The 16,446-nt window shown below is 70.4% G+C and carries 16 protein-coding genes; 12 read left to right on the plus strand and 4 right to left on the minus strand.

All coding sequences use genetic code 11. The annotated features are described in order from the left end of the window. Positions 1-17 precede the first annotated feature (17 nt). The 7 genes from mfd (at position 18) to ACZ6WN_RS24500 (ending at position 7,261) form a co-directional block, all read left to right on the plus strand. Positions 18-3,530 carry a transcription-repair coupling factor gene (gene mfd / locus ACZ6WN_RS24470; RefSeq protein ID WP_465868810.1) on the plus strand — a complete coding sequence of 1,171 codons (3,513 nt, stop codon included), beginning with the start codon at positions 18-20 and terminating at the stop codon, positions 3,528-3,530. Positions 3,531-3,630: 100 nt separating this feature from the next. Continuing rightward, positions 3,631-4,248: a MarR family transcriptional regulator gene (locus ACZ6WN_RS24475; RefSeq protein ID WP_465868410.1), complete on the plus strand. Its 618-nt coding sequence runs from the start codon at positions 3,631-3,633 to the stop codon at positions 4,246-4,248. Then, entirely contained in the window at positions 4,208-4,660 is a 453-nt protein-coding gene (locus ACZ6WN_RS24480; RefSeq protein WP_465868411.1) for a hypothetical protein, read from the plus strand. The genes ACZ6WN_RS24475 and ACZ6WN_RS24480 overlap by 41 nt, the downstream gene beginning before the upstream one ends. Before the next feature lie 29 nt (positions 4,661-4,689). After that, positions 4,690-5,730 (plus strand): alpha/beta fold hydrolase, encoded by a 1,041-nt coding sequence (locus ACZ6WN_RS24485; RefSeq protein WP_465868412.1) that lies wholly within the window; start codon positions 4,690-4,692, stop codon positions 5,728-5,730. Positions 5,731-5,801: 71 nt separating this feature from the next. Further along, entirely contained in the window at positions 5,802-6,194 is a 393-nt protein-coding gene (locus ACZ6WN_RS24490; RefSeq protein WP_465868413.1) for a PNPOx family protein, read from the plus strand. A 60-nt stretch (positions 6,195-6,254) separates the two neighbouring features. After that, complete coding sequence (locus tag ACZ6WN_RS24495; protein WP_141803230.1) at positions 6,255-6,836, plus strand: NUDIX hydrolase family protein; 582 nt, start codon at positions 6,255-6,257, stop codon at positions 6,834-6,836. After that, positions 6,833-7,261, plus strand: coding sequence for a MazG nucleotide pyrophosphohydrolase domain-containing protein (locus ACZ6WN_RS24500; protein WP_465868415.1), 429 nt, complete (start codon positions 6,833-6,835; stop codon positions 7,259-7,261). The genes ACZ6WN_RS24495 and ACZ6WN_RS24500 overlap by 4 nt, the downstream gene beginning before the upstream one ends. Before the next feature lie 63 nt (positions 7,262-7,324). Here ACZ6WN_RS24500 and ACZ6WN_RS24505 read toward each other — a convergent pair whose 3' ends face one another. The 3 genes from ACZ6WN_RS24505 to ACZ6WN_RS24515 all read right to left on the minus strand — a co-directional run bounded on the left by ACZ6WN_RS24505 (position 7,325) and on the right by ACZ6WN_RS24515 (position 9,817). Next, complete coding sequence (locus ACZ6WN_RS24505) at positions 7,325-7,582, minus strand: hypothetical protein (protein WP_465868416.1); 258 nt, start codon at positions 7,580-7,582, stop codon at positions 7,325-7,327. After that, on the minus strand, positions 7,567-9,057 hold the full coding sequence (locus ACZ6WN_RS24510; protein ID WP_465868418.1) for an MFS transporter: 1,491 nt from the start codon (positions 9,055-9,057) through the stop codon (positions 7,567-7,569). The genes ACZ6WN_RS24505 and ACZ6WN_RS24510 overlap by 16 nt, the downstream gene beginning before the upstream one ends. A gap of 136 nt (positions 9,058-9,193) precedes the next feature. Further along, entirely contained in the window at positions 9,194-9,817 is a 624-nt protein-coding gene (locus ACZ6WN_RS24515) for a malonic semialdehyde reductase (RefSeq protein WP_465868419.1), read from the minus strand. 92 nt (positions 9,818-9,909) lie between these two features. Between ACZ6WN_RS24515 and ACZ6WN_RS24520 the strand changes: the two genes are divergently transcribed. Beyond that, on the plus strand, positions 9,910-10,263 hold the full coding sequence (locus tag ACZ6WN_RS24520) for a winged helix-turn-helix transcriptional regulator (protein ID WP_196875275.1): 354 nt from the start codon (positions 9,910-9,912) through the stop codon (positions 10,261-10,263). 61 nt (positions 10,264-10,324) lie between these two features. Here the strand turns inward: ACZ6WN_RS24520 and ACZ6WN_RS24525 are convergent, their stop codons facing one another. Next, positions 10,325-12,670 (minus strand): esterase-like activity of phytase family protein, encoded by a 2,346-nt coding sequence (locus ACZ6WN_RS24525; protein WP_465868421.1) that lies wholly within the window; start codon positions 12,668-12,670, stop codon positions 10,325-10,327. Between the two features lie 216 nt (positions 12,671-12,886). Here ACZ6WN_RS24525 and eno point away from each other — a divergent pair, with 216 nt between their 5' ends. The 4 genes from eno to ACZ6WN_RS24545 all read left to right on the plus strand — a co-directional run bounded on the left by eno (position 12,887) and on the right by ACZ6WN_RS24545 (position 16,360). Then, on the plus strand, positions 12,887-14,164 hold the full coding sequence (gene eno, locus ACZ6WN_RS24530; RefSeq protein ID WP_091050554.1) for a phosphopyruvate hydratase: 1,278 nt from the start codon (positions 12,887-12,889) through the stop codon (positions 14,162-14,164). A 149-nt stretch (positions 14,165-14,313) separates the two neighbouring features. Then, positions 14,314-14,922, plus strand: a complete 609-nt coding sequence (locus ACZ6WN_RS24535; protein ID WP_465868423.1) for an FtsB family cell division protein — start codon at positions 14,314-14,316, stop codon at positions 14,920-14,922. 3 nt (positions 14,923-14,925) lie between these two features. Beyond that, positions 14,926-15,435, plus strand: a complete 510-nt coding sequence (locus ACZ6WN_RS24540; protein ID WP_465868424.1) for a DUF501 domain-containing protein — start codon at positions 14,926-14,928, stop codon at positions 15,433-15,435. A 4-nt stretch (positions 15,436-15,439) separates the two neighbouring features. Then, positions 15,440-16,360 (plus strand): Ppx/GppA phosphatase family protein, encoded by a 921-nt coding sequence (locus tag ACZ6WN_RS24545; protein WP_465868426.1) that lies wholly within the window; start codon positions 15,440-15,442, stop codon positions 16,358-16,360. The last annotated feature ends 86 nt before the right edge of the window (positions 16,361-16,446 follow it).

A 16,446-nucleotide genomic window follows, 5' to 3' on the forward strand; every position in this document is an offset into this window, starting at 1 on the left:
CCGCCCTGAGCGAGGTGATGGCGGAGGCCAAGGGTGGCCGGATGCTGGCGCTCGACGTCACCGGCCCGGAGGCACTGCGCCCGTTCGTGGTCACCGGTCTCGTACGCCAGGAGCGCACCGTCCTCGCGGTCACCGCGACCTCGCGTGAGGCCGAGGACCTGGTCAACGACCTGACCGACCTGCTGCCGCCCGACTCGGTCGCCTACTACCCGAGCTGGGAGACGCTGCCGCACGAGCGCCTCTCCCCGCGCAGCGACACCGTCGGACGCCGGCTCGCCGTTCTCCGGCGGCTGCGCCACCCCGACGCCGACGGCGCCCACGGTCCGCTGAAGGTGGTCGTCGCCCCGGTCCGCAGCGTGCTCCAGCCACAGGTCAAGGGCCTCGGCGACCTGGAGCCCGTGGAGCTGATCAAGGGCCAGGAGGCGAGCCTCGACGACGTCGTCCAGAAGCTCGCCGATGCTGCCTACGCCCGCGTCGACCTGGTCGAGAAGCGCGGCGAGTTCGCGGTCCGGGGCGGCATCGTCGACGTCTTCCCGCCGACCGAGGAGCACCCGGTCCGCGTGGAGTTCTGGGGCGACGAGGTCGACTCGATCCGCCACTTCGCGGTCGCCGACCAGCGGGCCATCCCGGCCGAGCACGGCGGCGAGACCGAGCGCCTCTGGGCCCCGCCGTGTCGCGAGCTCCTGCTCACCCCGGAGGTCAGGGACCGGGCCCGCAGGCTCGGTGAGGAGCACCCCACCCTGATCGAGCTCACCGACAAGATCGCCGCCGGGATCGCGGTCGACGGCATGGAGTCGCTGGCGCCCGCGCTCGTCGACGACATGGAGCTGCTGATCGACCTGATCCCCGAGGACAGCCACATCCTGCTGCTCGACCCCGAGCGGATCCGCAGCCGCGCCCACGACCTGGTCGCCACCGCCGAGGAGTTCCTCGGCGCCTCCTGGGCCGCCGCAGCCAGCGGGGGAGTCGCCCCGATCGACCTCTCCGCGGCCTCCTACCGCGACCTCGCCGACGTACGCGCCCACGCCATCTCCCAGGGCAAGCCGTGGTGGTCGGTCAGCCCGTTCGGCCTCGACGACGACGCGGACCTCGCCGACCCGGACGTGGTCGGCGTCCCCGCCCGCAAGATCGACTGGCAGCGCGCCAAGGCCTACCGCGGCGACACCGCCGCGGCGCTGGCCGACATCGAGCGGTGGCGCGACGACAGCTACCGCGTGGTCGTCGTCCAGCCGGCCCACGGCACGGCGCAGCGTACGGTCGAGGCGCTGGGGGAGCGCGACATCCAGGCTCGCCTGGCAGAGGGTGACGAGGAGACCGCCAAGCCGGTCCACAAGACCGTCACCGTCATCCACGCCCGCCTGACCCACGGCTTCCTCGACGAGGCCAGCCAGCTGGTCGTGCTCACCGGCGAGGACATCTCGGGCCAGAAGTCCTCGACGCGCGACATGGTGAAGATGCCGGCGCGGCGCAAGAAGCAGATCGACCCGCTCGAGCTCAAGCCCGGCGACTACGTCGTCCACGAGCAGCACGGCGTCGGCCAGTTCATCGAGATGAAGCAGCGTGAGGTGCAGGGCGCGACCCGCGAATACCTCGTCCTGGAGTACGGCGCCTCCAAGCGCGGCGGGCCGCCCGACCGGCTCTACGTCCCGGCCGACGCGCTCGACCAGGTCACCCGCTACGTCGGTGGCGAGCAGCCGAGCCTCGACCGGCTCGGCGGCGCCGACTGGCAGAAGCGCAAGGCCCGTGCCCGCAAGGCGGTCCGCGAGATCGCCGCCGAGCTGATCAAGCTCTATGCCGCGCGGCAGGCGACCAAGGGCTTCCAGTTCGGCCCCGACAACCCCTGGCAGCGCGAGCTCGAGGACGCGTTCCCGTTCCAGGAGACCGCCGACCAGCTCGCGGTCATCGACGAGGTCAAGCAGGACATGATGCGACCGGTGCCGATGGACCGGCTGGTCTGCGGTGACGTCGGCTACGGCAAGACCGAGATCGCGGTGCGGGCCGCGTTCAAGGCGGTCCAGGACGGCAAGCAGGTCGCCGTGCTGGTGCCGACGACCCTGCTGGTCTCCCAGCATCTGTCGACCTTCATGGAGCGGATGTCGGGCTTCCCGGTCAACGTACGCGGGCTGTCCCGCTTCCAGACCGACAAGGAGGCGGCCGAGGTCATGGCCGGCCTCGCCGACGGCACCATCGACATCGTGGTCGGCACCCACCGCCTGTTCAACAAGGACATCCGGTTCAAGGACCTCGGCATGATCATCGTCGACGAGGAGCAGCGCTTCGGCGTCGAGCACAAGGAGGCGATGAAGCGCCTGCGCACCTCCGTCGACTTCCTGTCCATGTCCGCGACCCCGATCCCGCGCACCCTGGAGATGTCGATCACCGGCATCCGGGAGATGTCCACGATCACCACGCCGCCCGAGGAGCGACACCCGGTCCTGACGTACGTCGGGGCCTACGAGGACCGCCAGATCGTCGCCGCGGTGCGCCGTGAGCTGCTCCGCGAGGGGCAGGTCTTCTACATCCACAACCGGGTCAACTCGATCGAGAAGGCGGCCGCGCGGATCCGCGAGCTGGTGCCCGAGGCGCGGGTCGCGGTGGCCCACGGCCAGATGAACGAGAAGCAGCTCGAGCAGGTGATGGTCGACTTCTGGGAGAAGGAGTTCGACGTGCTGGTGTGCACCACCCTGGTCGAGTCGGGCCTGGACGTCTCCAACGCCAACACGATGATCATCGAGCGCGCGGACACGCTGGGACTGTCCCAGCTCCACCAGCTGCGTGGCCGGGTCGGCCGCTCCCGCGAGCGCGCCTACGCCTACTTCCTCTACCCCGGCGAGAAGCCGCTCACCGAGACCGCCCACGAGCGCCTGGCCACCCTCGCGCAGCACTCCGACCTCGGTGGCGGCATGGCGATCGCGATGAAGGACCTCGAGATCCGTGGCGCCGGCAACCTGCTCGGTGGCGAGCAGTCCGGCCACATCGCCGACGTCGGCTTCGACCTCTACGTCCGTCTGGTCGGCGAGGCCGTCGCCGAGTTCAAGGCCGGCCCCGACGGTGCCGCCGAGGAGCTCAACGAGGTACGCATCGAGCTCCCCGTCGACGCCCACCTGCCCCACGACTACATCCCCTCGGAGCGGTTGCGGCTGGAGATCTACAAGCGCCTGGCCGAGGTCCGCACCGACGAGGACGTCGAGTCGGTCGCCGCCGAGCTCCTCGACCGCTACGGCAAGCCGCCAGCCGAGGTCTCCTCCCTGCTCCAGGTCGCCCGCTTCCGCGCCCGCGCCCGGCAGGCCGGCGTCTCCGAGGTCACCCTGGCCGGCAAGAACGTACGCTTCCACCCGGTCTCGCTGCCCGACTCCCGGGTCGTCCGGCTCAATCGGATGTACCCGAAGTCCCTGGTCAAGCCGCAGCTGGAGACCATCATGGTCCCGCGCCCGGTCTCCTCCGGCTTCCCCGCCAAGCCCCTCGACGGCCCCGACCTCCTCGACTGGGCGAGGGTCGTCATCGACGCCATCATCGACCCGCTCACCTGACCCACCCGCCGCCGAGTCGGCTCGTCCTGACCACATTCCTCGCCGAGTCGGCGGGGTTCGGCGGTTTCATATCCACAAAATGGAGGTTATTATCCATTTTGTGAGAAGCCAGGCTCCGGTGCTCGCGCCTCTGTTCCGCTCGGAGGCGCAGGCGCTGCTGCTCTCGGAGCTGTTGCTCCCGGCCGAGGAGATGAGCATGACCGACCTCGCCGAGCGGGCCGGGCTGCCCTATCCGACGGTCCACCGCGAGGTCGCGCGGCTGCTCGACGCGGGTCTGCTCGTCGACCGCCGTGTGGGCCGGACCCGGCTGGTGAGGGGCAACGAGCAGAGCCCGTTGCTCGCGCCGACGCGAGAGATCCTGCTGACGGTGACCGGGCCGGTGGTGCTGCTCCGGGAGGCGCTCGAGGACATCGACGGGATCGAGCGGGCCTTCCTCTTCGGCTCGTTCGCCGCCCGCGCGAAGGGCGAGCCCGGGCCGCCGCCGAACGACATCGACCTGATGGTGATCGGGACGCCCGACGCACCGGCCGTCTACCGGATCTGCCGGGAGGTATCCGACAGCGTCGGACGCATCGTCAACCCGACGATCATGAGCCCGGAGGAGGCCGAGGAGCAGACCGGGTTCCTCGAGGAGGTCCGGGCCAACCCGGTGATCGAGATCTATGGAGGAGGACCGGATGGCCCTGCCGCTGACGCCGGTGCAGCAGAAGGCAGTTGACGCACTCGTACGCTCCGGCGCCCTGCGCGCCGTGCGGCCCGACGAGAAGAAGGCCCGGGCCTTCCTCGCCGGCGCGGAGTCGGCCCTCGCCGACGTACCCAACGTCACCCGGACCGAGAACCGCTACAACCTCGCCTACAAGGCCGCCCACGACGTCGGCGAGGCCGTGCTCGCCGGCTACGGCTACAAGACGACGTACGGCGCCGGTGGTCATGTGAAGGTCGGCAGGTTCCTGGCCGCCGTCTTCGACACCCCGCCGGCGCGCGACGCGGCCGCTCACTACGACGTGATGCGCCTGGACCGCAACGCCAACAACTACCTCGGCAAGCCGGTGACCATCGCCGCTGCCGACGAGGCCGCCAAGGCCGCGCGGACGCTCTATGAGGCCGCCCTGGAGCGGCTCGCGCCCTAAGGGCTGGACCGGCCCGCAAGAATGAGCGTGTGACCGGCGAGCCAGAGGTGCGCTACGCGCAGACCAGCGACGACATCGCGATCGCGTATCAGGTCGTCGGGAGCGGGCCGGTGACGATCTGGATGCCCTCGCTCAGCAACATCAGGGCGCAGTGGCGGGTGCCCGCGCTACGGCTGGCCTATGAGCGGCTGAGCCAGGACCTCACCCTCGTGCTCTACGACGGCCGCGGCACCGGCTCCTCCGATCGTCGCGTCGGCGACCTCGGCCTCGACGCGCACCTGCGCGACCTGGAGGCGGTCATCGAGGCGGTCGGCGCGGACCGGATCAACCTGCTCGGCTACTACCACGCGGTGGCGGCAGCCGTGGCGTACGCAGCGGCCAACCCGCAACGCGTCGACCGGATGCTCCTCTTCGGAGGAGCGGCGCGGATGCGCGAAGCGATGAGCCCTGCCCAGACGCAGGCGCTGCTGTCGCTGGTCGAGCAGGACTGGGACCTCTTCGCCGATGCGGCCGCGACCGCCTGGCTGGGGTGGGGGTCGGGCGAGAACGCCGGCCGCGTCGCCGAGGCGTTCCGCACCGCCGCGACGCCCGCGGTCGCCCGCGACTGGTTCGCGCAGGCCGCCCGGCTGGACGTCAGCGAGCTGCTCGACCAGGTCGTCGCGCCGACGCTCGTGCTGCACCGGCAGGCAGCGAGCCAGATCCCGGTCGAGGTCTCGCGGCGCCTCGCCGACGGCGTCCGCAACGGGACGCTGGTCGAGCTCGAGGGCAGTACGCCGACGCTGTTCGTCGAGGGCGGCGCCCAGGATCTCGCCCTGGCGAGCCGCTGGTTCCTGACCGGCGAGGTGCACCGCGGGCCCGCGCCCACCCCTGGGCGGGCGACGGCACTGACCACGCGCGAGCACGACGTGCTGCGGCTGATCGCCACGGGACGTACGAACGCCTCGATCGCGCGAGACCTCGGCATCACCGAGCACACCGTCGAACGGCACGCCGCCAACCTCTACCGCAAGCTCGGCGTACGCAGCCGGGCCGAGGCCACCGCCTGGGCCATCCGCAACGGGGCCGACTGACGGGAACCCGTCAGTTCCGCTGCGCATCTTCCGGGAAGCGGTGACCCCGTGGATCCCGGGACAGTGGAGCCATGACGACGATCACCCCGAGCAACGACTCCTGGCGGATGGCGAAGGCGACCGCCCCGATGATGCGGACCCTGGCCGGACGGCGCCTGTTCCCGCTCTGGGCCGTGGTGCACCACCGCGGCCGCAAGACCGGACGCGAGCTGAGCCTCCCGGTCGCGCTGCTGCACACCGAGGACGAGTTCGTGATCACTCTCCCGTGGGGTGCCGGCACCAACTGGGTCCGCAACGTGCTGGCGGCCGGCGAGTGCACGATCACCTGGAAGGGTCGCGACCACGCCGCCACCCAGCCGCGGATCCTCGACCGCGACGAGGCGCGCCCGTACTACGACGGCTTCTCCTGGTGGATGGTCGAGAAGGCGTTCAAGGCCGACAGCTTCCTCCTCCTGCATCGCTGAGCGTCCACTCTGCGGCGCCGTCGCTCCGTGCCGTACGCCTGTGTCTGGCAGGATCGACGCATGACGATGGAGGCTTTCGGCGAGCAGTCCTTCCCTGAGGAGCCCTTCGGCAACGAGTGGGACACCGAGCCCGGGTGGCTCTCCGAGGAGGAGCTGGGCGAGACCCGCGGGCGCGTGCCCATCCTCTACGTGGAGGCGGTCCCGGTGCGTGTCGATCCCGACGGCCGGGTCACCGAGGTCGGACTGTTGCTGCGCGGGTCGCCCACGACCGGAACGATCACCCGGTCGCTGGTCTCCGGCCGGGTGCTGCACGGTGAGCGGATCCGGGACGCACTCATGCGCAACCTGGAGAAGGACCTCGGCCCGGTCGCGTTCCCGACCCTGCCGCTGACCACGGTGCCGGTGACCGTCGCCGAATACTTCCCGTGGCCCGGCGAGCGCTACCAGGACCCGCGCCAGCACGCGGTCTCGCTGGTCTACGTCATCCCCGTGACCGGCGAGTGCGAGCCGCGCCAGGACGCCCTGGAGCTGTCCTGGATGACCCCGGCCGAGGCCGCCTCCGACGCCGTCGTCGGCGACATGGAAGGCGGCCGCGGGGCGCTGCTGCGGCAGTGCCTGAGCGCGTTCGGGGCGCTGGATTGAGCCCAGCCGACGACGAGGGCAGGACGTACGCCTCGGGGGAGGGGCTCGTCGAGTTCCTCGACCTGATGCGGCTGATGCGTGAGCGGTGCGTGTGGAAGTCGTCGCAGACCCACGCGTCGTTGGCGAAGTACCTGCGCGAGGAGTCCGACGAGGTGCTCGAGGCCATCGACGAGGCCGACCCCGAGCACCTCAAGGAGGAACTCGGCGACCTGCTCCTCCAGGTCTACTTCCACGCCGCCATCGCGGAGGAGGCCGGCGAGTTCACCATGGACGACGTCATCGCCGGCCTCACCGCCAAGATGAAGCGCCGCAACCCGCACGTCTTCGGCCCCGAGGCCGCCTCCGGCCGCCGCTACACCCTCGAAGAGGTCGAGAAGCTCTGGTCGGCCGCCAAGGCCGCCGAGCGCACCCGCCCCGCCGACTAGTCTCTCCCGCCGCCCGAGCCGTCACCTAGGTCGGCCGAGCCGTCAGGTGCGTCGGCCGACACCTCACCTCGCTGCCATCTCGGCCGACGCGAGCGACGCCTCGGCTCGCATACATGACTTCTCGGTCGAGGCGTCAGGTACGTCGGTCGAGCCGTCAGGTACGTCGGTCGAGCCGTCAGGTACGTCGGTCGAGCCGTCAGGTACGTCCGTCGAGGCGTCGCCTGCGTCGTTCGAGGCGTCACGTACGTCGGTCGACACGTCACTTACGTCGGCCGACACGTCACGCACGTCGGCCGACACGTCACTTACGTCGGCCGACACGTCACCTCGCTGCCGTCTCGGCCGACGGGAGCGACGTCTCGACCACCGGGAGCGACGCCTCGGCCGACGTACGTGACTTCTCGGCCGACCGGGGTGACCTTTCGCGGAGCCAAGGGGATGAGCATGGCCGCGAGAGCGGCGCCCAGGGCGACGAGGGTGAGGAAGCCGAAGCCGTTGATGTAACCCTGCTCGGTCGGGTAGCCCGACGGCAGGGTGTGCGCGGTGACCACGGAGGTCATGACCGCGGATCCGATGGTGCCGCCGACGGTGCGGATGTTGGCGTTCATCCCGGTGGCCACGCCGGTGTGCTCCGGGGGCACCGCGGCCACGACCGCGTTGGCGAGGTTGGCGAAGACCAGGCCCGTGCCGAAGCCGGAGAGCCCGGTGGCGATGCACATCTGCCACGGCTCGTCGTGGACGAAGGCGACCATCGCCAGGGAGACCGCGGTGAGCAGCCCGCCGATGACCAGGATGCGGCGCATCCCGATGAGCTCGGCGAGCCGGGCGCTGACGAGTCCGCACAGGAACGAGGTGATGGCTGTCGGGAGCATCAGGTAGCCGGCCACGGTGACCGACGCGCCGAAGCCGTAGCCGGCCGAGGCCGGGGTCTGGGTCAGCTGCGGGATGAAGCCGAAGGAGGCGTACATCGCGATGCCGATCAGCAGGGCGACCAGGTTGGCGGTCCATACGCCGCGGCGTCCCATCAGACGCAGGTCGACCAGTGGCTGACGTACGGTCCACTCGACCCGGATCCAGATGGCCAGGAGGACGGCGGCAGCACCCAGCAGGCCGATGGTCGCCGGCGAGGTCCAGCCCCACGACGGCGCCCGGCTGACACCGAGCAGGAGCGCGACCAGCCAGCCGGCGAGGAGTACGGCAGGAAACAGCGGGATCGGCTCACCGGTGATCACCGGGGACTCGGGCACCATCCGCAGCGCGGCGACCGCGGCTCCCGCCGCGACGAGCGCGGGCAGCAGGAAGAGCGCCCGGAAGCCAAGCGTCGCGGCGACGGGACCAGCCAGTACGATCCCGGCCGCGAAGCCCATCGAGAGCAGGGACGAGGTCACCGCGATCGCACCGGCGACGCGTTCCTTGGGCAGCTCGTCGCGCAGGATCGCGAAGGCCAGCGGCAGGGTGCCGCCACCCAGTCCCTGGAGGACCCGCGCGCCGATCATGACCTCGATGCTGGGGGCCGCCGCGGCGAGGAGGGCGCCGGCGGTGAGGGCGGCCAGGCTCCACACGTACATCCGGCGCTTGCCGAAGGAGTCGCCCATCCTGCCGATGATCGGGGTCGCGACCGAGGCCGAGAGCAGGAACGCGGTCAGGATCCAGGACGCTGTCGCCTGGTCGGTCTCCAGCTCGGTCTGGATCAGCGGCATCGTCGGCACGGAGACCGACTGCAGCAAGGAGTAGGAGCAGACGCCGATGGCGACGATGGCGAAGGTCAGGCGTGGTCTGGTGCGGGTCGATGGCATCGGAGCAAAGTTTAGCTTGGCTAACTGTATTCTCTGAACCATTTCAGCCAGTGACGACAGCCACGTGGTCGATGAAAACAGAGGCGCTCGCCTGCCATGACGGCAGGCGAGCGCCTCCTACGAGCGGTTCAGCGGGTCAGGCCCACTTCACGGCGGCCTCGGTCTCCACGCGGGGGAGCCGGTCGAACCACGGGTTCTCGCCCGGGTGGCCGATGTTGACGATCATCTTGGTGGTCCAGTCGCCCTCGGGGAAGAACTCCTTGTCGACGCCCGCGGTGTCGTAGCCCGCGATCGGGCCGGCGGCGAGCCCCGCCGCACGGACGGCGAGGATGAAGGCACCGGCCTGCAGGCCGGCGGACCAGCCGCCGGCGCCGTGGCGGGCGGCCTCGTCGGCGTCGAAGTAGTCCTTCATCTCCGGACGGATCGGAAAGACGTTCGGGATCTCCTGGTGCCAGTTGTTGTCGTAGGCGACGATCGCGGTCGCCGGAGCGGCCTTGGTCTTCTCGACGTTGCCCTCGGCGATGTGCGGGAGCAGGCGCTCCTTGCCCTCGGCGGTGCGCACGAACACGACGCGCAGCGGCTGGGTGTTGGCCATCGTCGGAGTCCAGCGGGTGAGCTCCCAGATGTCGGCGAGCTCGTCGTCGGTGACGGGGGTGTCGGCGAAGGTGTTGGACGTGCGCGCACCGGTGAAGACGATCTGGCGGCCGCGGGTGTCCAGCTTCTCGAGGTTGGTCGTCTCGAGGGCAGTGGTCTCGGTCATGTCGCTCTGAACTCCGTGGTTACTAGGATTATTCCGGTTGCTTCGAAAATAGTAGTTCCTCGGTATTCAGGCAAGTCCTGTACGCTGGTGGCATGCCCGCGACGAAGCCCGCACACGATCCGCAGGTGTGCAATGCCGCGCTGGTGCGGGCCTTCGACTTCCTCGGCAAGCGCTGGAACGGCGTGATCCTCGGCAGCCTGACCCAGGGCCCCCTCGGCTTCGCCGAGCTCAAGCGGGCCGTGGCCGGGATCAGCGACTCGATGCTCTCCGAGCGCCTCAGCGAGCTGGCCGGCCTCGGCCTGCTGGCCCGCGAGGTCGACCCCGGCCCGCCGGTCGCGGTCCGCTACGCGCTCACCGGATCCGGTGCCGCGCTCGCGCCGACCCTCGGCGCTCTCACCGAGTGGGCAGGCACCCACCTGCCGGCCGGCGACTGCTCCGAGGACTGACCGGTCCACGAACGACACCGGCCCGCCACCGGACGGTGACGGGCCGACCTGAAGGCGTTCCTCAGCGCTTGAAGGCCTTGCCGAGGTCGAGGAAGACCGTCTCGCCGGTGGCGTCGTCGAGGCCGTCGTTGTCGGTCACCGCGTAGGCGTGCCCGTCGGCCCCGATCGTGAAGCCCTCGAGCTTCTCCTGGGTCCATCCGTGGGTGCTCTGCAGCGCGGGCAGCAGGTCGTACGCCAGGCGCTTGCGCAGCGGGGTCACCGGAGCGAGCCCGGTGGTGCCGTGACGAGGGACGTCGACGGTGTAGACCCGCTTGATCGCGGCGGTGGTGCCGTTCTGCTTGTCGCGCTCGACGACGGCAAGGGTGTCCTCGTCGACCGCGGTGATCTCGGAGAGGCCGAGCCAGTCACCGGCCACCGAGGTCGTGCCGAGGCCGTAGCCGAACCACTCCCACGCTCCCGTGGCCGGGGTGTAGCGGCCGATCCGAGCGGTCGAGGCGCCGTCCACACCGGGCTTCTTCGCGGTCGAGTCGGCCCACAGCGGGCGCTGGAGCGCGACGTACACCTTCTCGCTGCGGCCCTTGCCGGTCACCGTGACGCCCTCGAAGCCCCACTTGCCGACCTTCTCGGCGATCTCCGCGGGCAACGGGACGGTCTCGGCGATCCGGCCGTCGCGGTCGAGGCGGAGCAGGGAGTTCTCGGCCCCGGTCGCGCCCTCGTTCGCCACCCAGAAGCCACCGCCACGGCGGGCGGCCAGGCCCTCGATGTCCAACCCCTCGACCACCTCGCCGGAGGTGTCGGTGACCTCGAGGACGTCGCGGATCACGGCCGGGGAGCGGCGTACGTCCAGGGTGTAGATGCGGCCGGTGGCGTAGGCCGCGTCGCTGGCGGCGTAGAGCCTGTCACGCTCGCCCGGGACCTTCGAGAGCGCACCGAGCGCACCCCAGCCGATCGGCTTGCCGTTTTGGGAGCCGGACTCCACGGACGGGAAGGACGACGACGTCCGCCCGAACCCGTAGAGCGAGACCGAGGCCCGCACCAAGTCCTCGGCAGAGTCCTCCTCCGAGGAGATCGCCAGCAGGTTGCGCGACGGGATCGGCAGCAGTCCCTCCGGCCCGTTCGTCGCCGGCAGCACCTGCTTGAACTTCGGGGAAGAGGGCGTACGCATGTCGTAGACGGCCACGAAGTTGCTGCGCTCGGAGCCCACGAAGGCGTACGGGACGCCGCCGAAGGTCTCGAAGGCCAGCCCCTCGGGCTCCGCGCCCTTCTTGGCGGCGCGGTCGTCGTTGTGCAGACCGTACTTCGTGGCGAGGTCCTCGAAGGAGGAGCCGGCGTCCCACACGACCTCTCCGGTCGCGGCGCGGAAGACGGTCCAGCCGCGGCTGCCACCCTTCCAGTCGCCCTCGTTGGCGGTCGCGACGAGACCATGGCCGACCCATTGGATCGCGTCGGGCTCGCGGGGGACGTCGATGGTGTCGACCGGGTCGAAGACCCCGTTCTTGCTCGTGTCCACTCCGGAGACGACCGCGTTCCCGGCGCTCCACGCGGTCTCGACGGTCGCGGACGGAAGGTCGATGATCGCGACGCCGTTGTTCTCCTGCAGGCTCAGCGCGAGCTGGTTGTCGGCGTTGATGTCGACGTACTCCGGCTCCGCGTCCTCCGGCGTGTCCAGCCCGTCGAGCAACGACGCGGGCAGCGCCACGTCGGTGATCGACCACTCGGCCGGCTCACCGTCGAGACCGACGATCTTGACCGATCCGGCCGGTGCCTGGGGGAGGTCGCCCTCCTCGCCGCCGGCGGGGGTGACGGCCTCGTTGCGCTGGTTCTCCATCGCGATCGCGGCGTACGTCCCGTCCGGGCTGACCGCGATCGAGTCGGGCTGTCCGCCCAGATCGTAGGAGGCGACCTCGTCGTGCGGCGCGGCCAGCGAGATCACGTCGATCCGCCCGGCGCGGGTGCCGACGGCAGGCTCCTCGTCCTCCCACTCGGTGTCCTCGAGACCCGGGTAGGTCGAGTCGTCGACGACGACGAGCGCGTAGTCGCCCACGATCGAGACCGAGGTGGGGGAGCCACCCTTGCCGCCGGAGACGTCATGGCTGCCGAGACCCTCGGGCGCGGAGGGGTCGGTGATGTCCAGGAAGCCGATCCGGCCGCCGGCCGCGTCGGTGTAGGCCAGCGTCTTCCCGTCCTCGGAGACCGCGGAGATCTCGGCGACGGTCGCATCGGCCGCGTCGACCCCGGCGGGTACGTTCTGGAAGACCGGATAGGTCGCGAGCCGGCTGAACTCGCCGTGCCGGTCGGGACCGGCGACGGCGGTGCCGCCGAGGACGGTCACCATCGAGACGCCCAGGCCCCCGATGGCCAGGACGCCGATACCGGCCGGCGTGAGTCGGTTGTGCAGGAGTTGCATGTCGGGGTTCCTCTCGGAAAATCATTACCGGGACGAACGATCTCGGCGGCACTCCGCGCCGAGGCGTCACGTACGTTGCGACCGGCCGACTCCTGGGTGAACACCAGGGGGTCCGCACACCCCTACTGTCCGGTTAACGTTCCAATCGCCAGCCCCATCCGGCGGAGTAATAGGCTGACGGGCGACACCCCGTCCCTGAGACCCAGGAGTAGTTCAGTGGCATCGATCGACGCCGTAGGCGCCCGCGAGATCCTCGATTCGCGAGGCAACCCGACTGTGGAAGTTGAGGTCGTCCTCGACGACGGCACCTTCGCCCGCGCCCAGGTTCCCAGTGGTGCCTCGACCGGAGCCTTCGAGGCCGTCGAGCTGCGCGACGGTGGCGAGCGCTACGGCGGCAAGGGTGTGCAGAACGCCGTGACCGCCGTCGTGGAGACCCTCGCGCCCGCGATCGAGGGTTTCGACGCCGACGACCAGCGCGCCATCGACCAGGCGATGATCGAGGCCGACGCGACCCCCAACAAGGCCAAGGCCGGCGCCAACGCCATCCTCGGCGTCTCGCTCGCGGTGGCGAAGGCCGCCGCCGACTCGGCGGGCCTCTCCCTGTTCCGCTACGTCGGCGGCCCCAACGCCCACGTCCTCCCGGTGCCGATGCTCAACATCCTCAACGGTGGCTCCCACGCGGACTCCAACGTGGACATCCAGGAGTTCATGATCGCGCCGATCGGCGCGCCGACCTTCGCCGAGGCGCTGCGCACCGGCGCCGAGGTCTACCACGCGCTGAAGTCGGTGCTGAAGGAGAAGGGCCTGGCCACCGGGCTGGGTGACGAGGGTGGCTTCGCGCCCAACCTCGAGTCCAACCGTGCCGCCCTCGACCTGATCGCCGAGGCGATCGGCAAGGCCGGCTACGAGCTCGGCAAGGACGTCGTCCTCGCGCTCGACGTCGCCGCCTCGGAGTTCTACGAGGACGGCGCCTACCTCTTCGAGGGTGCGAAGAAGACCGCCGAGGAGATGACCGCCTACTACGCGGAGCTCGTCGCCGCCTACCCGATCGTCTCCATCGAGGACCCCCTCGACGAGGAGGACTGGGACGGCTGGAAGGCGATCACCGACGCCATCGGCGACAAGACCCAGCTCGTCGGCGACGACCTGTTCGTCACCAACGTCGAGCGCCTCGCCCGAGGCATCGAGGGCGGCCAGGGCAACGCGCTGCTGGTCAAGGTCAACCAGATCGGCACGCTCACCGAGACGCTCGACGCCGTCGACATGGCTCACCGGGCCGGCTTCAAGACGATGATGTCCCACCGCTCCGGCGAGACCGAGGACACCACCATCGCCGACCTCGCCGTCGCCGTCGGCTCCGGCCAGATCAAGACCGGCGCCCCGGCCCGGTCCGAGCGCGTCGCGAAGTACAACCAGCTCCTCCGCATCGAGGACGAGCTCGGCGAGGCCGCCCGCTACGCCGGCGCCTCCGCCTTCCCGCGCTACCAGGCCTGAGCCAGCGCCGAGTCAGCGCCGAGCCAGCGCCGAGTCGGCGCATCTTGACACGTTTCCCTGCCGAGTCGGCGCGTCATGACGCGCCGACTCGGCGAGGTTTGACCTCAGGGTGCGCCGACTCGCTGGTCTCGGATGGGAGGATGAGCGACGTGGCAGCGCAGGGACCCGGTCAGAGCAAGCGTGTTCAACGATCCCGCGGCCCGCAGGGGCCGGGGCGACGGCCGCGTGCCCCGCTCCCGGTCCGGCCGGCGTCGATGAGCGGCATCGGCGGCATCGGCGGCATCGACGCACTGCGCAAGCGGCTGCGTCGCCCCAAGCTCACCGGCCGGGCGATGATGATCATCGTCGTGGCAGCGGTGATGGTGATCTCCTACGCCTCCTCGCTGCGCGCCTACCTCGAGCAGCGCCACGACATCAACGCCCTCCAGACCGAGATCGCCGAGCGCAAGCAGCACATCAAGCAGCTCGAGGAGCAGACCCGTCGCTGGGAGGACCCCGCCTACGTCCAGCAGCAGGCCCGGGAGCGGTTCGGGTTCGTGATGCCGGGGGAGACGGCGTACGTCGCCCTCGACGAGAACGGCGAGCGGATCCAGACCGAGCCGGAGCTGACCGACCCCGGCAAGGTGGGCAGTGCGGAGCAGCCGAAGGCGTGGTGGGACGATGCGTGGGGTTCCGTGCTGCTGGCCGGTGACCCACCGGAGCAGACAGGAGACGGGCCGGAGTCGGAGATCGACCCGCCCAAGCAGAAGAAGGACTGAGACATGGCGATCGATCCCAAGGACGTGGCCGCGATCACGGCACAGCTGGGACGCGAGCCACGGGGGATCCACGAGATCGGGCACCGCTGCCCGTGCTCGCTGCCCGATGTGGTGACCACCGAGCCGCGGCTGCCCAACGGCACGCCGTTCCCGACGACCTTCTACCTCACCTGCCCGCGTGCCGCCTCGAAGATCGGCACCCTCGAGGGCACCCACGTGATGAAGGACATGGAGGCGCGGCTGGCCACCGACGAGGAGCTCGCCGCCGCCTACGCCAAGGCCCATGAGGCCTATCTCGAGGCGCGTTACGAGCTCGGCGACCCGCCCGAGATCCACGGCATCTCCGCAGGTGGGATGCCCAACCGGGTCAAGTGCCTGCACGTTCTCGCCGGTCAGGCGCTCGCCCAGGGCCCCGGCGTCAACCCGCTCGGCGACGAGGTGCTCGAGCGCCTCGGCGAGTGGTGGAAGACCGGCCCGTGCGTGGATCTCGAGCTCGAGGACGAGGAGCAGTGACCCGGTGACCAAGGTCGCCGCCATCGACTGCGGGACCAACACGATCAAGCTGCTGATCGCGACGGTCACCGCCGACGGCCTGACCGAGGACGTACGCGAGGCCCGCATGGTCCGCCTCGGCCAGGACATCGACCGCACCGGTGTGTTCGCGGAGGAGGCCCTGCAGCGCGCCTTCGTCGCCATCGACGAGTACGCGGCGCTGATCCGCGAGCACGGTGTCGAGAAGGTGCGCTTCGTGGCCACCTCGGCCACCCGGGACGCCGCCAACGCGGAGACCTTCATCGACGGCGTACGCGCTCGTCTGGGGGTCACGCCGGAGGTCGTCACCGGGGCGGAGGAGGCGGCGCTCTCCTTCGGTGGCGCGGTCCGCAACCTGCGCGGCACCCCGGAGCCGCCGGTGCTGGTGATCGACATCGGTGGCGGGTCCACCGAGCTGATCCTCGGCGACGGCCCGGTCCCCAGCGTCGGCGAGGCCGACAGCATGGACATCGGGTCGGTGCGTCTTCATGAGCGTCACCTGCGCTCCGACCCGCCCACGCGGGAGGAGATCGAGGCCTGCGTACGCGACATCGACGCCCACCTCGACGACTGCCCCGTCGACCCGGCCACCGCCGGCACCGTGGTCGCCGTCGGCGGCACGATGATCCAGCTGGCCATGGGGCTGCTCGAGCTGGCTGCGTACGACCGCACCGCCACCGATCACGCCGAGGTCGCCCCCGACGACGTCCACCGGCTCGTCGACCGCCTGCTGGCGATGACCGTCGACGAGCGGCTGGCGCTGCCCTGGATGCACCCCGGCCGGGCCGACGTGATCGCCGCCGGCGGGGTGATCCTCAGCCGCATCCTGAAGCGCTCGCGGGCCGAGTCCCTGCTCGTCTCCGAGTCCGACATCCTCGACGGAATTGCCTGGTCCGTTAGAGACTAGGCATGTCGGGGGACTTGATCTTGTGTTTGACGCCTAGGTTTGGGTTCACCGGCGTACCCATCAAACAGAACCAAAGCTGTCTCTCG

Source organism: Nocardioides sp. NPDC054178, from assembly GCF_055585005.1.